Here is a 17770-nt window from a genome sequence, read left to right as displayed (position 1 = left end):
GCGCGGCCGTGCAAAGGGAGCTGTCGGAAAGTTCGCGTGCAAATGCCGGCTATGAACTGCAACGGGGATGCGCAAACAAAAATGGCTGCGGATGATCCGCAGCCATTTGCATATTTCTGACTTCGCCGAAGTGAACGGCAGCTACTTTACAAACACCTTCTTCTTCAGGGCTGCCAGACGCGATTTCGTGCGGGACGAGGCGTTCTTGTGAATCAGGCGCTTTGCGGCCGCCTGGTCCAGAGCCTTGCACATCGCGGAAAATGCCTTGTCCGCCTCTTCCTGAGTCGGCGTTCCGGCCATCAGTTCGCGAAATTTCTTGAGTCGCCCTCGCAACTCAGATCGCTGAGAACGGTTTCGAAGACGCGTTTTCTGGCTGTGCCGAAGATACTTGGTTGCCGCTGCTGTGTTAGGCATGGATTCTTTGCGTAAACAGTTTTTCACAGGAAACCTGCGTCGACAGCGGCAGACATGTCCGACTGTGCGCAGCTTGAACGGCGGGCAGATTAGTCGCCGTGTCTCGGAATTTCCAGCCTGATCGCAGCTCGTCGGCGGCAAGTCCGGAGAATTCCCGTCGCCGCGCCGGCGTTTTTCAGTCCACCGGGTCTGTGACGGTCTGCCGGCCGCCGGTTCGCAGCACGGATTCGGCGATGTCGATAATGTCGTCCTCGATGCCGGATTTCCGCATGTGGTCGATCGTCCGGTCGACGTCGTACGCGACTCGGCGGAATTCGACTTTTCCATTCTCGATAATCGCGTAGGCGGCTCGCGGGTCGCCGTCGCGCGGCTGTCCGACGCTGCCGGGATTGATTACCTGAGTGCGCTCCAGCCGAAGGTGCATGGGCACGTGCGTGTGGCCAACGCACACGAAATCGACGTCGACGTGTTCCAGCCGCTGAGCCCACTGTTCGACAACATCCGGCACATATTCGTCCATCGGGTCCCGCGGTGATGCGTGGACCAGCAGATAACTGTGCCGGCCGTCTGAAAGGTGCTGAGTTACCGGCATCCGGGCGAGCCACGTCAGGTGTTCGTCGTTAAGCGCCCGGAAGTGCTGTGGTCGCATGGCTGCCGCGATTCGGCGAAACGTCCCCGCCGGCCGCATCGTGACTCGCTGAGCCACGGAATGGTCATGATTTCCCCGCACGGAGACGCTGGCATACTTCTGCAGCCATTCAATGCAGGGCGCCGGATCGGTCGCGTAGTCAACGGCGTCACCCAGAAAAAAGCACGCGTCGAAGGATTCATCGATTGCAGACAGCGCCGGCCAGTTCGCGTGAACGTCCGCCAGCAGGAGTATTCTCATCAACGCCACCCTTTCCTTCCGGCACAACTTCTCCCACGAATCCAGTGGCGCGTCAACGGAATGACGCGGCAATCCTGTCAATGGCCTCCACCACGGCGGCGATCTCGTTCTCACTCGTGAACGGCCCGGGGCTGAGCCGAATGGTGCCGCCCCGATCGAAGGTCCCCAGCGTCCGATGCACCAGCGGAGCACAATGCAGGCCGGCTCGACACTGGACGCCGGCCGACTGGTCCAGCATCACCGCGACGTCCCGGCAATCCAGGCTGCCAATGTTCAGCGAAACGATCCCGACGCTGGAAGACTGTTCCGCGGCATAGATCGTCACGTCCGGAATCTTCTGCAGTGCTGACTTCAGGCTGTGAGTCAGAATCTCGAGGCGCTGGTGCAAAGCGGTCACGGTTTCGTTCAGGATCCATTCCGCGGCCGCGTTTAGTCCGGCGATACCCGGGACATTCAGGTTGCCGCTTTCCAGCTTTGCGGGCATCGCGTCGGGCTGAAGAATCGATTCGCTGCTGGTGCCGGTGCCGCCGCACCGCACGGGCCGAAGCTCGCTCTGCAGTCCCGTCCGAAGATAGACAAAGCCGGTCCCCAGCGGCCCTAGCATACCCTTATGTCCCGCCGCGGCCAGCAGATCCACCCGCAGCTCGCGCACGCTGAACGGCAGGTGACCCGCCGTCTGAGCGGCGTCCAGCAGTACGAGTGCTCCGGTTTTGCGAGCCGCGCGCGTGATGTCGGCGATCGGCTGGACGGTACCGGTGACGTTGGAAGCGTGGTTGATGACAACCAGGCGAGTCGGCTTTTCCAGGGCTGACTCCAGCGACGCAACGTCGACGATTCCTGTTCCCGGATCGAAGTCGATGTGCTGGACGTCGAGTTCGAATTCCGATCGAAGCTGCTCCAGCGGCCTCAGCACCGAATTGTGTTCCAGCGTCGTCGTGACAACGCGGTCGCCGGGCCGCAGCAATCCCCGCAACAGCAGATTCAGGCCGTCGGTGCAATTGAATGTGAAGGCGACCTGCTCCGGACTTTCGGCATCAATTACGCGCGCGACGCGCTGCCGACACTGCGCGACCAGTCGTCCCGCTGCGTCGGTCCCCGAGTGGCTTCCCCTTCCGAATGCCGAACCACCGCCGCGCAGACAGGCATCCACGGCTTCATAGACACATTCCGGCTTCGGGAAACTCGTCGCCGCGTTGTCGAGATAGATGGACTTCATGAACGTGGGGCGGTTGCAGCCTACATGCCGTTCTGCAAAGCTCGCAGGTGGCGTTCAAAGTGGTCGGCCAGAACTTCCGTGTACGTATCCGGATGAGTTTCCAGCACCGATCGGACAGCCGGACCCAGCTTTGCGTCGGTCAGCGTCGATCCGAACGTGCAGTGAAGAAGCTGACGTCCGGGCTTTGTAAATCCGCGGCCTTCCGGAACTTCGCTCCAGAGTTCCAGGTACTCCAGTTCAAGTTCCTGCACGCTGCTGACGACTGCCGGAGCCGGGGCGGAATCGGTTGTCGCGGAAACGTGATATGTGGCTTTGTCGATGTCGTAACGCGACCGGCCGAAATCAATAATTTCGCGGAACAGTGCCTCGTCATGGCGAGCAACAACTCGCAGTGCTTCCAGGTAGCTGGTGCCTGCGGTTTTGACGTGAAATCGTCCCTTCGTTTGCCGGGCAAGCAGACCATACATCGAAAGCTTGTCCGAACCGGAATGAAGACTCAGCTTGTATCCGCCCAGTCGTTCCGCGATCGCGGCGTGCCGGGCCAGCGACGCTTCGAGTGCGGCCAGGTCGCCCTTGTAGTCGACACCTTTTTCCAATTCGCCAATAAATCGGGGTGCCAGACTCACCAGCTTCATTCCGCCCTGCAGGCACTGATCCGCAATGATGTAGTGTTCGGCGAGTGTCGTAGGCTGTTCTGTCTCATCGACGGACAATTCGATCTCATAATCGCGGCCGAGCTTTTCGTGAACGGACCGGATGTATTCTCCCATGTTCAGCGCTCGAGCCAGAGCTCGACCGTATTTCACCGCGGCGCGCATGCAGACCTGTTCAGTCAACTCGATGACTGTGTCGGCCGAAATCGATACGGTGGTGCCGAGATAGCTGTCGCACCAGCGACACAGTTCTCGGACCGCGGAGAACTTCTCACGGACTGTGGCTTCGCTGTAGTCGTCGGCGGCCTGGTCAACGTCGTCTGATGGATCAATCGTGAAGAACGTGAATCCGACAGCGGAGGTCGCGTCGACATCGTCCGGTGTCTTCAGGTGATCCGCATCCGCTCCAATGGCGCGGGACCAGCCGGCCGCGACTGCACCGTTCAGAGCATCGTCCATGACCTGTTTTGCCGTGCGTTTGGTGCGCGTCATTTCGCGAATCGACTGCTGCGGATAGATGGCTTCGATTCCGCCGCCGGCGCGATTCATGGCTTCGACGTGGCCGGGTGTCGCAAGGCCGATTCTGTCGCCAAAGCCGAAGGACGGAGCCAAGCCGAGTGGTGTGCAGTGCATGGGCTGAATCAGCTTTCTGGAAGTAATGCTTCGTGAATTCAACCGGCGTTCAGTGAACCCTGCCGGCCGGTGTCGGCGTCAGTGAGTTCTGGATCGCTTCTGGTGTAGAATCCGGCCGGCACGGCCCAGCCGGGTTCGAAGTTTTTCCAGCTCTTCGTCGACTTCCGGAGGCGTGACCGGAACGCGCTGGTCAATGGCGAACTCAGTCACATCGGGAATCACGATCTGTCCCGTCAGCAGAGTCGAAAGCAGGCTGCTGGTACATGCGACGGATGCATTGCTTTCGGTAAGAAACAGTTCCAGATCTTCATCCGCAATGCCGGGCGGAACGGCCGTGACACAGGCCGGACATCCGGCGGCACACGGGCAGTCGTCGATGATCGTTTTGGCCAGTTTCAATGCTTCCGTGAAGACTTCGAAGATCTTTTCTGCATAGCCGACGCCGCCTTCAATGGTGTCGAAAACGTACAGAGCACTTTTCCAGTTGCCGGGAGTGACTTCCGTCAGTGATACATCGGTTTCGATGTTTTGTTCGTCGCACAGGCACAGACTGGGAGCCGTTTTCTTCAGAATATAGGCGAGTCCATACATGGCAGCTCCAATGTGACGCTGGTCGATCCGACCAACGGCTTCCTTCCAGCCCGCCGGAGGGTACATCCCAAAGCCGGCCGTGTCATAGATGAACGGATCAAGCGTGATGGGACCGTAGCCGATGTTTTCCAGAGTCCGTTCGCGAATCTTCTTGTACAGTTTTGGTTGCCGGTTCACGTTGATATAGCCGAACTCCAGCTTTGCGCCCTGCTGCGGCTGGTCGGCGGGAAGGCAGTATTGATCGAGACTTTCGGTGATTGTGACGCGGCTTTCCCAGACGCATTCGGTGTAGTAGTCGACGTCGACCGAATCGACACGGCAGAGCTTCTTTTCCAGGTCCAGGTCCATCGACATATAGCGTCTTCCCAGATGCTGATAGATGGCGTCCTTGTAGAGTGTGCCGCGGGCACCGATCGGGTCGAGTTCTCCGATGACTTCCGTGCCGCAATAGATTTCGATGTTGTAGTCGGTCATACCTCGCAGGTTGACGCCTCTGGCAGGATAGTCACGCAGCGCGTACCGATAGTCCCCGTGATATTCCTTCAGGCTTCCGTCTTCGATCAGCACGTCCAGAGCCGCCGGGTAGGCCGGTTCGGAAAACACGGGCTCTTCCGTTCGCAGCGGGTGTTCGTGAGCCGCGCACGGCAGGTGCTGCAGCAGAATGTAGGGGTTGTCGGCGTTCAGCCACGCTCGTTCAATCGGCGCCTGCTGCAGAAACTCCGGATGATTGACGAAATACTGGTCGATCGGTGTGTCTCTGGCGGCATAAACAATCACGGCCCGGGATCCTCGTCGTCCGACGCGGCCTGCCTGCTGCCAGAAACTGGCCATAGAACCCGGATGACCGCTCAGAATGCACAGGTCCAGATCGCCGATGTCAATTCCCAGTTCCAGAGCATTGGTGCTGATGATTGTTGTGACTCGCCCTTCCGCCAGGTCGCGTTCCAGTTGCCGCCGTTCGTTGGGAAGCAGACCGCCCCGGTACGGCTTGACCTTTTCGCGAAGGCCCGCGTGTCCGTCCAGCACGGCGCGGCAGAGGCGTTCGACCTGCTGCCGTGATCGGCAAAAGCAGATCGTGCGAATTCCCTGTTTGGTGGCTTCCCGAATCAGGGGAATGCTGACGGACCCCGGCCCCTTGCGGTACATCGCATGGCCGTGACTTTTCGTCAGCGGAGGATTGATCAGATACAGATCGCGTCGCGGCCTGGGAGCACCGTCGCGGGTAATCACATGAAACGGCCGCTGAAACAGGGCCTCGACGTGTTCGGCGGGATTGCCGATGGTCGCGGAAGAACACACAAACGTCGGCCGGCTTCCATGAATTTCGCAGGCTCGCACCAGCCGCCGCATGACGTTTGCCACATGCGACCCGAACGCCCCGCGATAGGTATGAACCTCATCAACAACGACATACTTCAGCCGCGAAAGAAACGTTCGCCAGCGACGATTGTGATTCGGCAGGATTCCGGAATGCAGCATGTCCGGATTGGTAATCATGAAATCGGCCTGCGACTGAATGCGATTGCGTTCTTCGCGCGGTGTGTCGCCGTCAAAGGTCCCCAGCCGCATGTCCGCTCCGGCCGCCTGCAGCAGCCGGCCGAGCGTACCTTCCTGATCGCGTGACAGTGCCTTCGTCGGATACAGCAATGCCACGCCGAACGGAGCCGGAGCCTGCAGGTATTCGTGAAGGATCGGCAGCAGGAACGACAGCGTCTTGCCGCTGGCCGTTTTCGACACCAGCACAGTGTCCTCGCTGCGACGGATCGATTCGAACGCTTCGCTCTGATGCGCGTACAGCCGCGTCAGTCCGCTGCTGCGAAGTGCCTGCGCCAGCCGCGGATCGAGTTCCGCCGGGAACGCTTCGAACTCGCCGGCTGACGATTCCAGCACCGTGTGTGACGCAATTTCCGCGGCGAACCGTCGTTCCATGAACTCGACGAATGACAGAATGCTCACTGCACGCCTCCCTACGTTCGATTTCGCTGATGACGGCGGATTCCCGTGGGCGGGTCCATCGACCGAACCGCGCCGGACGATTTCTAGTCTGCCAGCGGTCACCGATCAAATCACGGTCAGAACGGCTGCCGGCGGTTTCGGGCACGACGCGACACGCGCGTTTCGCGGGGCTTACGGCAAAGTGACATCGCGGGCCGTTCCGTCGCACAGCGGTACGCTGGGATTTGCGTCTTCCAGCAGTTCGGCCAGTGTCGTTGTCTGAAACGCGTCCTCAATCATCTTGATCGCGTTATCGATGCGGCGATGCAAAGCACACAATCTTGCTCCGTGAGCACTGAGTTCCAGCGGACAAGTCGTGATTCGCTGGATCGGATCCACAGCATTCACGACGTCCAGAATCGTCAGTTCGTGAATGGGGCGAGCCAGCGTGACTCCTCCGCCGATTCCTCGCTGAAGCCGGACGATTCCCTGCTGCTGAAGCCCCTGAAGCACCTTGGACAGGTACGCAGAAGGAACCTTCGTCGCCGCAGCGATTGCGTTCGTTTTCTGAGGACGGTCATCCTGCGACGCCAGGTAAACGACTGACCGCAGGGCATATTCCACGGTTTGAGAAAACACGCGACGACCATTGGAAATCAAGTGGATAACCGATTCCCGCTATGGGAACCTCCGATAAACAGGATACACTTATCCTGTTTATTGTTCAAGAATGCATAGCGCAAAGCGATTGCCTGACATGAACTGATCGCACCTGCCGTCCGATGCGAGAACTGCGATGACCGCCCGAATCCCTGGTATCTCCACGCTGGTTCTTCTGTTCCTGAGTTTCCCCGCTGCTACTGAGGCGCAGATCGAATACGAACGCGAGCCGATCAACTACAGCGACTCGCAATCGACCGACGCCGTGGCCACGCTGGCGAAGCGACTGGAAACCGGTGAAGCCGTGCTGACATGGGAGCCGGAACACGGATACCTGAAATCAATCCTGCAGCAGCTTGGTGTCTCATGGTCATCGCAGACGCTGGTGTTCTCAAAGACGAGTCTGCAGGTGAGTCGAATTACTCCCGAAACGCCGCGAGCCGTTTACTTCAACGACGATGTGTACGTCGGCTGGGTGCAGAACGGTGAGGTCATCGAATTGTCGGCGGCGGATCCGAAACTTGGCGGCACGTTCTACACGCTTCCGCAAAAGAATGACGTCCCGGCGAAAATCAGCCGTGAAACGTCGCGATGTCTGCAGTGCCACGGAACGTTTCACACGCGTCGCACGCCGGGGCATATGGTGCGAAGTGTGATTCCGGACAATCGCGGACTGCCGGTCTTCCGGCTGGGGACGCACCTGAATGATGACACCAGTCCGTTCGCGGAACGCTGGGGCGGCTGGTACGTCACGGGAACTCACGGCGATCAGCGGCACATGGGCAATTCGTTCCTGAAGAACCCGGAACACGACGAAAAACTGGATATGGAATCCGGTGCGAATATCACGAACCTTTCGCCGCTGGTAGACACGTCACCGTATCTGACGCCTCACAGTGACATTGTCGCGCTGATGGTGCTGCAGCATCAGGCGACGATGCACAACATTCTGACGGCTGCCAATCATTCCGGTCAGTTGACGATGCGGGATGCCGAAGTAATGAACAAGGCGCTTGACCGACCACTGGATTTCGTGTCGGAGTCGACCGAGCGCCGGTACGCTTCCGCCGCGGAAAAGGTCGTTCGCGGCCTGCTGTTTTGTGACGAGCTGCGCTTGACGGCGGGGATCCACGGCACAAGTTCGTTCGCCGAAGAATTTCAGCAGAAAGGGCCGTTCGACGAACAGGGACGCAGCCTGCGGCAGTTCGACCTGAACACGCGGCTGTTTCGCTATCCCTGCAGCTTTCTGATCTATTCCGACGCGTTCCGTGAGATTCCGGCGGGTGTCCGCGACAGAGTTGGGCAGCGGCTGCAGGAGATTCTGGCGGGAAACGACACGTCCGGCGAATTTGATCATCTGACAAAGGAAGACCGCGACGCGATTCGGGAAATCCTGCTGTCGTGTCCGGAACGACTGGCCGTATCAATCTGACTGCGGTTTCAGGCGTCCCACTGCGGCAACGACGCGACTCGAAACCAGTACTGCTGGACGCATTCGACGACGGCGAAAAACTGGTCCAGGTCGACGGGTTTGACGATGTACGAATTGGCCCCCAGCGAATAAACAGCGTTGATGTCGCGTTCGTCGGCGGAGGTTGTCAGCACCACGACGGGAATCAGCCGCAGTGATTCATCGCTGCGGACTTCCTGCAGGACCTGCCTTCCGTCGATTCGTGGCATGTTCAGGTCGAGCAACACCAGATCCGGCCTCGGACACTGCGTGAAGCGACCCGTCCGGTGCAGCATTTCCAGAGCCTGCTCACCGTTGACGGCGTGCAGCACCTGACTTCGAATTTCCCCCCGCTCAAGGGCACGGCGGGCCAGGTCGGCATCGGAGGGGCTGTCTTCCACGAGCAGGATTCGCATTTCGCGAAGAGTGTCGTCGGGCATGTTCGCCTTCAATCGTTCGTGACCTGACTGCTGAGCGGAAGCGTGAAGTAGACGGTTGTCCCTTCGCCCGGAACCGAATCCAGCCAGATTGTTCCCCCGTGCCGTTCGACGATTCGCTTGCAGACGGCCAGCCCGATTCCCGTACCGGGATACGCTTCCCGGGTATGCAGCCGTCGAAAAATTACGAACACTTGCTCGAAAAATTCCGGATCAATCCCGATTCCGTTGTCGGACACACTCACGGTCAGCAATCCGCTGCCGACATCGCTGGAACTGCGAATTGACAGGTTTGGCGGCTGCTGCGACCGGTATTTGATGGCGTTGCTGATCAGATTCTGAAACAGCCGGATGATCTGGCCGAAATCCGCGAACACCTCCGGCATCGTTTCGACTTCGATGACGGCGCCACTTTCCTGAATCACGGAAGAAAGCAGCGCCTGAGCTTCCCGGACCGCCTGGTTCAGATCCACGGTTGCGAACGGACTGCCCTTCCGCCGGATCCGCGAGAATTCCAGCAAATCGACGATCAGCCGCTGCATCCGCTTGCCGCCGTCGACGATGGATTCGACAAACATGCGGCCTTCGTCGTCCAGCCTGTCGCTGCTTGTTGTCTGCAGTAACTGGCAGTAGCCGACGATGGCTCGCAACGGTTCCTGCAGATCATGCGACGCCACGTACGCGAACTGTTCCAGTTCCTCGTTGCTGCGCTGTAATTCCAGAGATCTTGCTTCCAGGTCCGCCTGGACCTGTTTGAGAACCGTTACGTCGCGGCCTTCGGGAATCAGATAGACGATGTTTCCGTCATCATCCCGGGCCGGCTTGACCGAGAAATCGACGAAGATCGTGGAACCGTCAGCCGCGGGATGAGTGGCTTCGAATCGGTCGAATTCCCCGTTTGCCGCAGCGCGAATGGCCGTTTTCAGTCGCTGCTGAAGTTCGGGCGAATGCTGCCACCACACGGTGTCCCAGAACGGTTTGCCGACCACGTCTTCCGGTTTCACACCGCTGGCCGACATGGCGGTCCGGTTGGCATCGATAATCGTGCCCTCCGTCGTCAGCAGGCCGATGAACTGAAATGTCTGGTTGAAGATTCCGCGAAATCTCGCTTCGCTTTCCTTCAGAGCCGCCTGGGCCTGACGCTGTTCCGTTACGTCAACGTGAACTCCGATGAACCGGATGGGATCACCGTTTTCATCCCGAAACAAATTGCCTCGCGACAGAATCCAGCGATAGCTTCCATTCTGGTGGCGCAGCCGGAATGACGATTCGTACTTCGGAATTCGCCCTTCGATAAAGTCGATGGTCTTCTGACGAGCGGTCTCGATGTCGTCGGGATGCACGCGGATTTCCCAGTCGTCCAGGGAAGTCCACGGTTTGGATGGATCCTCCCCGAGCTGTTGCTGAAGTTCCCGGGACACTTCGACCTCCCCGGTTCGGACGTTCCAGTCCCACATTCCGACGTTGCCGCCCTGCAGTGCCTGCTCAAGCTGCAGCCGCGTCCGTCGAAGTTCTTCCTGAGCTTTTCGCCTTTCGTCGATGTCCTGAATGGAACCGGCCATGCGAGTCGCGCGGTCGTCATCATTCCAGATGGCCTGGCCACGACCTCGAAACCAGCGATATTCGCCCGTTGCACTTCGCAGCCGGTATTCTTCGTCGTGAGGAATATGGTCCTGCAGGTGATCGTCAAACGACTGCAGCACACGTTCACGATCGTCCGGATGAAGGTGTGATCGAAAGCTGCCCATCACGTTGGGAAACTGTTCCAGGTCGGAGCCTTCGTATCCCAGCAGTTCGCGAAATCGGGGGGCATACCAGACTTCACCGTTTTCGACGTTCCAGTCCCATAGGCCGTCGTTGGTTCCCTGCACGGCCAGTTCGAAGCGTTCCTGCGCGTCGGCCGCCAGATCCTCATTGAACTTCAGCATCGTGATATCGCTGGCAAGTCCGAACGTTCCGACGATGTCTCCGGATTCATTCCTCATCGGCAGTTTTGTGACCACGACCCACCGCGGATCACCGTCGGATTTCCGAATGATGCGTTCCTGCTTCCCGATGATCGGTTCACCGGTTTCCATGATTTGCTTTTCGTCAGCCATGGCGTCGGCAGCGAGTTCCTCGTCCCAGACATCCATATCCGTCAGGCCGTACATCTCACTCGGTTCGGCGAATCCCGCGTCGCCGGCCATCGCCGGATTGACGCGGATAAACTGGTGCTTGTCGTTCTTGAAGAATACGGAATCGGGAATGCTGTCGATCAGACTGCTGAACAGACACTGTTCACGTCGAAGCTGAGCGTGCAGACCCTGCAGCTCGTTGACTTTTTCTCGCAGATCCTGCTGCGCCTGCTTCAGTTCCGTGATGTCGCGGGAAAGTCCGAACGTTCCTACGATCGCTCCCGATTTGTCACGCAGCGGCATCTTTGTTGACGAAACCCAGTGGTGCTGACCGTCTCGCCACAGTTCATACTCCTGCTTATTGATGATCGGTTCGCCAGTTTCAATGATGCGTAGTTCGTCCGCGCGGTACGTATCAGCTTCCTCCGCCGGAAAGAAGTCGTGGTCCGTTTTTCCAATCGCCATCTCGGGCGACGACAGACCATAGATGGCCGCTGCCTGTCTGTTGCAGCGAATGAAGCGAGAATCGGTGTCCTTGAAATAGATCGCGTCCGGGATTCCGTCGGCCAGAGTCTTCATCAGATCCTGTTCGCGCGTCAATTCACCGCGCATGGCGGCAATTGACATTTCTGCTTCGCGAATCTTGTCAGGTCCCGGCAGGCGGCGGCTGTATCGCTTCAGCAGCCACAGCGTTCCGGAACCCAGCACTGCGGCAAATGCGGCCGTCAGTGTTCCCGTTGGCAGCGTGGCCGAAGCGGGCTGCGATGCCGTCACGGCGTCCGCAAAATGCAGCATGCTGCAGAACGCCAGCCACAACACGACCAGCCACATGATTCGCACCGAACTGAAGTCCGGACGGCGTTTCAGAAAAACGGCAAGGCAGACGGCCATCGCGACAAACGTAAGAGCGATCGCCAGTTGCGACAGAACGTATGGCCAGACCGACGCGGCCAGCAATCGGGCGTTCAGAATCCAAAACGTCATCTCGTCCCCCTGGCGTCACATGGTGACAATTCCGGGATATTCCGGCCACTGAACGAATTCGGGCTGCGATCGCGCCTTCCCGCGGGTGTTCACAGTCACCGCACGTGTCAAAGGCTGGGCGGTCGGCGTCGCGCGGCACCTGCGAACTCAGTGCCGAGTTTCTCAATTGATCGCGTAACTGGTATTCTCTGCCGCCACCTTTTGAACACAACCCGGGACGATTCGACAACGCCGTTTCGCCCCGCAGCAGCCGCCCCACAGCGAAGGGCGGGCAGCCTTCGCGTTGAAAAGCAGACGATGCACGGTGATCCGACAATCAACCTGCTGCTTGTGGAAGATAATCCGGACGATGCCGGACTGGCCCAGGTTTATCTTCGACTGGGTTTCGGCAGCGTGGACATCACTCGCGTGGAACGGCTGGCCGACGCGATTTCCGCAGCGGCCGAACGAAAATTCGACGCGGTGCTGCTGGACCTCAATCTTCCTGACAGCAGCGGTGTCGAGACCTTCCATAAACTGTCTGCCCGGCTGAACGGCGTTCCAATCGTTGTGCTCAGCGGCATGGACAACAACGACATGGCCGCCGCTGCCGTCGGTGCCGGAGCCGAAGACTTTGTCATCAAGGGACGGTACGACGCCGACACGCTGGCCCGCAGCGTGCGATTCGCCATCGAACGCAGCACGCGGATGGCGGCCGAACGCGAACTCATCAGCATGCGCAGCGAACTCAGCGCGGCTCAGACGATTCAGGATTCACTGTATCCCGCCGCTGCGCCGGAAATCACGGGGTACGAAATCGCCGGCGGCGTCCGATCGGCCGGTACCGGCTGCGGCGATTATTACGACTTCATCCCGCTGCAGGATGGCCGGTTGCTGATTGTTGTGGGCGACGTGTCCGGTCACGGGATGGGTTCCGCCATCGTAATGGCCGAAACCAGAGCCTGTCTGCATACGCTGGCCGACGTCCAGATTCCTCCGGGACGAATGATGTCCTCCCTGAACCGGCTGATCTGCGAAAGTGCGCCCGAAGGAATGTTTGTCACGCTGATGCTGGTGTTGCTGGACCCGCAGGCGGGAAATTTCAGCTATTTCAACGCCGGTCATATCGGATGGATTGTTCGTGCTGACAGCAGTTGCGAACAGCTTGCCACGCACCAGTTTCCTCTGGGGCTTGTCTGGGAAGCGGACTACAACTCCAGCAACCAGTTTTCGCTCAGTTCCGGCGATATGCTGTTGATGCCCAGTGACGGAATTCCGGAATCGATTTCACCATCCGGGACACCGTATCGCAGCGGTCCCATGCTGCAGACCGCGATTCAGAACAAGACGATGTCGGCGTCAGAGATCGTCGCCGCCCTGTTCGACGGAGCCATGAATCACAGCGGCGACTCCAGACCCATGGACGACATGACGGCCGTCGTGCTGAAGCTGCTGTAAGGCGATCGGCAGGTGTCGAGTTTCCGGCAAGCCGCAGGAGCGTTCCGGACGCCTTTTTCAACCGACCGGTTGTGGAGACAAACAGACCCGAGTTTCAGCGAGCAGCGCGACGTGAGTCCGCTTTCGCTGTGTTCGATTGCATCGTCCGCGTTCGGCGGTGCTGATTGCGGACTGACGTCGCGCAGCTCGCCTTTGCGTGGAGGCAGTCCCGATTGTCAGCGTGCGTGGGCGATTCGTTGCGGGTGTGTGTCAAGAACCGTGTATGTGCCCGAGCGGAATACGACGGGGAGCGTGGTATCGTATGACGGCGGGACTTCGTCGCTCGCGAGACTCTGTTCGCGTTCCTCTACCACTAAGAAACGCTGGTCGCTGCAGCGCAGGGTGTTGTCGATGAGGTCGACTCGACTCGGAAACAACTCGCGCAGAATCGTCATGGTCCAGTAGCGAGTTGCCGGGCGAATTCGCAGTTCGTTGTAGAGATGAACGCTGTGGACGTTTGCACAAGTGAGCTGGCCGTCCTGAACGTGCTGAGACTTCAGGAACCGCACGACATCGCTGAGGTGTTCCCAGTCCGGGAAGTTTCCGTGCGCAAGGCTGGCTCTTATTTGCGGCGTGCTGCCTTCGGTCCAGCAGCGAGTCCAGTTTGCGAGCCGTTGCGGACGCAGCATCGGTGACGACAGCATCGCGAGCAGCAGGAATGCGCAGACGGCCGTTCGTCGCAGCGACACGTCCAGTTGCCAGTTCCAGCCGGCAATCACCACCATTCCCAGCAACAGCGCCGGGACGTGGATGTAGTCCATTGCGTGCTGCAGACCAAAGGACTGCGCCAACCAGCCAATGTAGGCGGCGGACATCAATCGCTGAGAACGTTTGCCGGCACTGTTCGATGTTCCGGAACCCGCTCGGAGCGATCCGATGGCCAGAGGAATGGCGACCAGATGAACGATCCACCACGGTCGAAAACGCTCGACCATCATCAGCCAGCGATTCAGGTCTTTCCGAGAAGCGCCGGCGGCCAGATATTCCGGATTCCAGTTCAGCATCATGTCCTGAAAATGGTGCCAGGTTCCCGTGGATACCAGCCAGACAACGCCGGGCAGCGCGACCAGAATTCCGCCGGCAATCACAGCGACAATTTCCTTCAGCGCTGACGGCAGCGATGAACGGCGAAACAGATCCGCAGCGATCACAGCGATCGCCGGAATCGCCACGTGCGGCTTGATCCAGAACGCGGCACCCCAGCAGATTCCCTCCAGCACGGCTTGCCGAATCGCACGGCTTCCGGGCGCCGAAGTCGATCGCAGCCAGACCGCTGCAAGCGCCGGAAGCAGCATCCAGGTATCTCGCTGAGCATGGCACCACTCATTGGTGGAAAGATAGAACAGCATCGCGAGCAGCACGAACAGTGACGCGGCTATCGGCTGACGACGGAACTTCGACTGCCGCAGTAGTGCGCAGCACAGGCACAGAATGCCTGCGACGATCAGCAGGTCAGCGGCGTTCATCGCTTCGAATGACCATCCCGCGACGGAGCGAATCGCGGAGTGCAGCCACACGATTCCCGGCAGGTTCGGTTCAACAATGTCGCGGTAAAGGACTCCGCCGTTCAGCATTACCGATGCCTGCACATCGAACAGGGCGGTATCGGAATTCAGCGGCATGCAGACGAAAAGTGGCCCCAGCATGATCAGCAGCAACACCACTGCGCTCCACACGGCTTTGGGCGGCAGCAATTCCGACGGCGACGCGGATGCGACGGGAGTTGCGCGGCATTCCGGCGCGGGCAGCGGATTGCAGCCCTGACGGCGGCGGGAGTTGTCGTTGACGACGGCTGGCATGAACGGGGAGGTTCCGTGCGATTCGCAGATTGAAAACGTGTTCGGCGCGCGAAGTCGGCGCCGGCAACTCTGCCCCGGTGCGCGACGCAGCGATTGCTCCGCAGCGAATTCGCTTCGCGGAATCGAAGACCAGCCGCGGGACTTTGCCGATCACGTCGGCCGTGCGGCCTGCATCGGTTGCGCGACGTGTTGCGAAAAACCAACATCATCCGACTGACCGCCAAACTTCCGTCACGTTTTGCAGAAGTCCTCACCGTCAGGCTCGTTCGCCCGACGCCGGCAGCGTTCGAATGATAGGTTTTCCCCAACCGTTCGCATTTCTCGCGCAGGGCGCCGACATGGATTCCAGTCATCTGAGACAACTTGTTGATCTTGAAGACGGTTACTGGTGGCATGTCGCAAAACGGCAACTGGTAACGCGGCTGCTTGAACGGTTCTGCCCGGCACCCGGACATCTGGTGGAAGGCGGAATCGGTTCCGGCCGCAACCTGGTGGAGTTTCGTGAAATGGGATATCAGGTGACCGGATTCGACCTGATGCCGGAGTCCGTTGCACATGTTCGCGGCCGGGGAATTGACGATGTTCGGGTTCACGATCTGGGGCAACCGTGGCCCGTCGCTCCAAACAGTCTGAGAGCAGTTGTCCTGCTGGACGTTCTGGAACACGTCGAAGATCCGACACAGGTTCTGAAGTACGTCCATGCTTCGCTGGCCGACGATGGCGCGGCGATCATCACTGTGCCGGCCTATCCGTGGCTGTACAGCCGCTGGGACGAGCAGCTCGGCCATTTTCGGCGCTACACCGTTCGGGAATTGCGTCGCCAGGCAGCGGACGCCGGCTTTCGTGTGCGGTGGCTGAACCACTGGAACAGTTTCACTCTGCCGGCCGCGATGGCGGTTCGAGGCTGGGAGAAACTGTTTCCCCGGCGAGATCAGCCGGACTTTCCTGAAGTTTCCGCGCTGACCAATCGCGCTTTGTTGTCGGCTGCTGCGGCCGAACGCTGGTGCATGAAAGCTGTTGGAATCCCGGCCGGATTGTCTCTTGCGGGAGTGCTCAGCAAATGATTGCTCCCATGCCCGGGCCGGATTTCATCTGCCGACCCCGAAATGCACTGATTTCCATTGTTCTTCCGGTTTTCAACGAAGCGGAAATCCTGCGCGAACTGACTCGCCGGATCATCCGGGTCATGGACGGCGTCCGGCGGTTTGAGATCGTGTACGTGAATGACGGTTCGTCCGACGGCAGTTCGCAGATCCTGAATCAAATGGCACTCGACGACGATCGAGTCGCGGTCGTGCATTTGTCACGCAATTTCGGACACCAGGCAGCGGTTCAGGCCGGACTGGAGCACGCTTCCGGCGACGCTGTCGTCGTGATGGATTCCGACCTGCAGGACAATCCTCAGGCGATCCCGAAGTTTCTGGAACAGTGGGAACAGGGGTTCGATGTCGTCTACGCGGAACGGTTCAATCGCAAGGAAGCTTTGCTGAAGCGGTCTCTCTTCTATGGCTTCTATCGAATCCTGAACGCCGTGTCCGACACGGCGATGCCGGCCGACGCGGGCAACTTCGGACTTCTGGATCGTCGTGCGGTGGACGTGCTGCTGGCGTTGCCGGAACGCGACCGCTACTTTCCCGGACTGCGAAGCTGGATCGGCTTTCGTCAGACGGGGGTCCGCGTCGAACGTGATGCTCGTCACGACGAAACGCCGCGCGTTTCGCTGGCCGGGCTGTTTCGCCTGGCGAAGACGGCCGTGTTTTCGTTCAGTGCTTTTCCGCTGACTTTGTTCTACGTCATCGCGGCGGTGTCCGCGGTGGTCTGCGGCGCGTCCGTGTCTTTTGTCGTCTATCACAAGCTGATAACCGGGCTGGCGATCCCGGGCTGGGCTTCTGTCATCATCACGGCTTCGTTCTTCGGATCGCTCAACGCGCTGGGAATCAGTGTGTTGGGGGAATACGTGATTCGGATATACCACCAGGTTCGCAGCCGACCGGTTTACGTCGCTGACAACGTGAGAAACCTCCGGCCCGGCCGCACACATTCTTCGTCGCACCCCGTGAGTTCCGTCGAACCGCTGGCGACTCCGGGAACGGACCTGCAACTTGCGGAACTTCTTGAACAGATCCAGCATGTGGTGCAGACTCGGCAAATCCATGACGACACGCAGAGAGTTCGTCGCCCGGCCGGTCTGGTAGATTAGCCCGGAATATTCACGGGTCTGTGCGATGGGACTCCGATCCGGTCGAAATGCAGCGACGGGATCGGAGTCGCATCGTGCAGTGTGCATTTCGCCGACCCGACATGACCACCGTCTCCCAGACGCCTTACGCCAGGAAATTCTGATCACGTGAATCATCCGGATCAGCGACGCGGCGGCGTTCAGCTTTTTCCTGCGTGGTGCTGCACGCCGGGGTCAAGCCACCGCCGAGCCGCCGGAGGCTTTACCGGGCTGTCGTGTTCCTGAGCATCCGTGCGGCTTTCATTGTTGATTTGCCGGCTGGTGACGTGTGACTTCG

13 protein-coding genes are annotated in these 17770 nt (G+C 59.4%); 4 read left to right on the top strand and 9 right to left on the bottom strand.

The features are described 5' to 3' along the window. Positions 1-141 precede the first annotated feature (141 nt). The 6 genes from rpsT to R3C19_18515 all read right to left on the bottom strand — a co-directional run bounded on the left by rpsT (position 142) and on the right by R3C19_18515 (position 6991). Positions 142-414, bottom strand: a complete 273-nt coding sequence (gene rpsT / locus R3C19_18540) for a 30S ribosomal protein S20 (protein MEZ6062345.1) — start codon at positions 412-414, stop codon at positions 142-144. A gap of 175 nt (positions 415-589) precedes the next feature. Beyond that, positions 590-1303, bottom strand: a complete 714-nt coding sequence (locus R3C19_18535; GenBank protein ID MEZ6062344.1) for a metallophosphoesterase family protein — start codon at positions 1301-1303, stop codon at positions 590-592. Positions 1304-1355: 52 nt separating this feature from the next. Beyond that, complete coding sequence (locus tag R3C19_18530; protein MEZ6062343.1) at positions 1356-2519, bottom strand: aminotransferase class V-fold PLP-dependent enzyme; 1164 nt, start codon at positions 2517-2519, stop codon at positions 1356-1358. 20 nt (positions 2520-2539) lie between these two features. Continuing rightward, positions 2540-3805, bottom strand: coding sequence for a tagaturonate epimerase family protein (locus R3C19_18525; protein ID MEZ6062342.1), 1266 nt, complete (start codon positions 3803-3805; stop codon positions 2540-2542). A 78-nt stretch (positions 3806-3883) separates the two neighbouring features. Then, positions 3884-6352, bottom strand: coding sequence for a DEAD/DEAH box helicase (locus R3C19_18520; GenBank protein MEZ6062341.1), 2469 nt, complete (start codon positions 6350-6352; stop codon positions 3884-3886). A gap of 171 nt (positions 6353-6523) precedes the next feature. Continuing rightward, on the bottom strand, positions 6524-6991 hold the full coding sequence (locus R3C19_18515) for an Rrf2 family transcriptional regulator (protein ID MEZ6062340.1): 468 nt from the start codon (positions 6989-6991) through the stop codon (positions 6524-6526). A 136-nt stretch (positions 6992-7127) separates the two neighbouring features. Between R3C19_18515 and R3C19_18510 the strand changes: the two genes are divergently transcribed. Continuing rightward, entirely contained in the window at positions 7128-8423 is a 1296-nt protein-coding gene (locus R3C19_18510) for a hypothetical protein (protein MEZ6062339.1), read from the top strand. A gap of 8 nt (positions 8424-8431) precedes the next feature. On the opposite strand, the gene R3C19_18505 is transcribed toward R3C19_18510, so the two are convergent. Continuing rightward, positions 8432-8881, bottom strand: coding sequence for a response regulator (locus R3C19_18505; GenBank protein MEZ6062338.1), 450 nt, complete (start codon positions 8879-8881; stop codon positions 8432-8434). An 8-nt stretch (positions 8882-8889) separates the two neighbouring features. Continuing rightward, a complete protein-coding gene (locus R3C19_18500; GenBank protein ID MEZ6062337.1) occupies positions 8890-11979 on the bottom strand; it encodes a PAS domain S-box protein in 3090 nt (1029 codons plus the stop codon). Between the two features lie 297 nt (positions 11980-12276). Here R3C19_18500 and R3C19_18495 point away from each other — a divergent pair, with 297 nt between their 5' ends. After that, positions 12277-13416, top strand: coding sequence for a fused response regulator/phosphatase (locus R3C19_18495; protein ID MEZ6062336.1), 1140 nt, complete (start codon positions 12277-12279; stop codon positions 13414-13416). 215 nt (positions 13417-13631) lie between these two features. Here the strand turns inward: R3C19_18495 and R3C19_18490 are convergent, their stop codons facing one another. Next, complete coding sequence (locus R3C19_18490) at positions 13632-15254, bottom strand: hypothetical protein (protein MEZ6062335.1); 1623 nt, start codon at positions 15252-15254, stop codon at positions 13632-13634. Between the two features lie 338 nt (positions 15255-15592). Here R3C19_18490 and R3C19_18485 point away from each other — a divergent pair, with 338 nt between their 5' ends. Together R3C19_18485 and R3C19_18480 are read left to right on the top strand one after the other, a co-directional pair. Continuing rightward, positions 15593-16318, top strand: a complete 726-nt coding sequence (locus R3C19_18485) for a class I SAM-dependent methyltransferase (protein MEZ6062334.1) — start codon at positions 15593-15595, stop codon at positions 16316-16318. After that, the gene (locus R3C19_18480) at positions 16315-17454 is read left to right on the top strand and encodes a glycosyltransferase family 2 protein (GenBank protein MEZ6062333.1); all 1140 of its coding nucleotides are present in this window, start codon (positions 16315-16317) and stop codon (positions 17452-17454) included. Before R3C19_18485 ends, R3C19_18480 begins: the two co-directional genes overlap by 4 nt. The last annotated feature ends 316 nt before the right edge of the window (positions 17455-17770 follow it).

It is taken from the genome of Planctomycetaceae bacterium, assembly GCA_041398785.1.
Lineage (GTDB): Bacteria > Planctomycetota > Planctomycetia > Planctomycetales > Planctomycetaceae > JAWKUA01.
This window is presented reverse-complemented; position numbering and strand designations above follow the sequence as displayed.

Coding starts and splice junctions, on each gene's coding strand:
- R3C19_18505 (MEZ6062338.1), bottom strand. CDS start 8,881: ATGCCCGACGACACTCTTCGCGAAATGCGAATCCTGCTCGTGGAAGAC.
- R3C19_18525 (MEZ6062342.1), bottom strand. CDS start 3,805: ATGCACTGCACACCACTCGGCTTGGCTCCGTCCTTCGGCTTTGGCGAC.
- R3C19_18530 (MEZ6062343.1), bottom strand. CDS start 2,519: ATGAAGTCCATCTATCTCGACAACGCGGCGACGAGTTTCCCGAAGCCG.
- R3C19_18490 (MEZ6062335.1), bottom strand. CDS start 15,254: ATGCCAGCCGTCGTCAACGACAACTCCCGCCGCCGTCAGGGCTGCAAT.
- R3C19_18485 (MEZ6062334.1), top strand. CDS start 15,593: ATGGATTCCAGTCATCTGAGACAACTTGTTGATCTTGAAGACGGTTAC.
- R3C19_18480 (MEZ6062333.1), top strand. CDS start 16,315: ATGATTGCTCCCATGCCCGGGCCGGATTTCATCTGCCGACCCCGAAAT.
- R3C19_18510 (MEZ6062339.1), top strand. CDS start 7,128: ATGACCGCCCGAATCCCTGGTATCTCCACGCTGGTTCTTCTGTTCCTG.
- R3C19_18500 (MEZ6062337.1), bottom strand. CDS start 11,979: ATGACGTTTTGGATTCTGAACGCCCGATTGCTGGCCGCGTCGGTCTGG.
- R3C19_18535 (MEZ6062344.1), bottom strand. CDS start 1,303: ATGAGAATACTCCTGCTGGCGGACGTTCACGCGAACTGGCCGGCGCTG.
- rpsT (MEZ6062345.1), bottom strand. CDS start 414: ATGCCTAACACAGCAGCGGCAACCAAGTATCTTCGGCACAGCCAGAAA.
- R3C19_18495 (MEZ6062336.1), top strand. CDS start 12,277: ATGCACGGTGATCCGACAATCAACCTGCTGCTTGTGGAAGATAATCCG.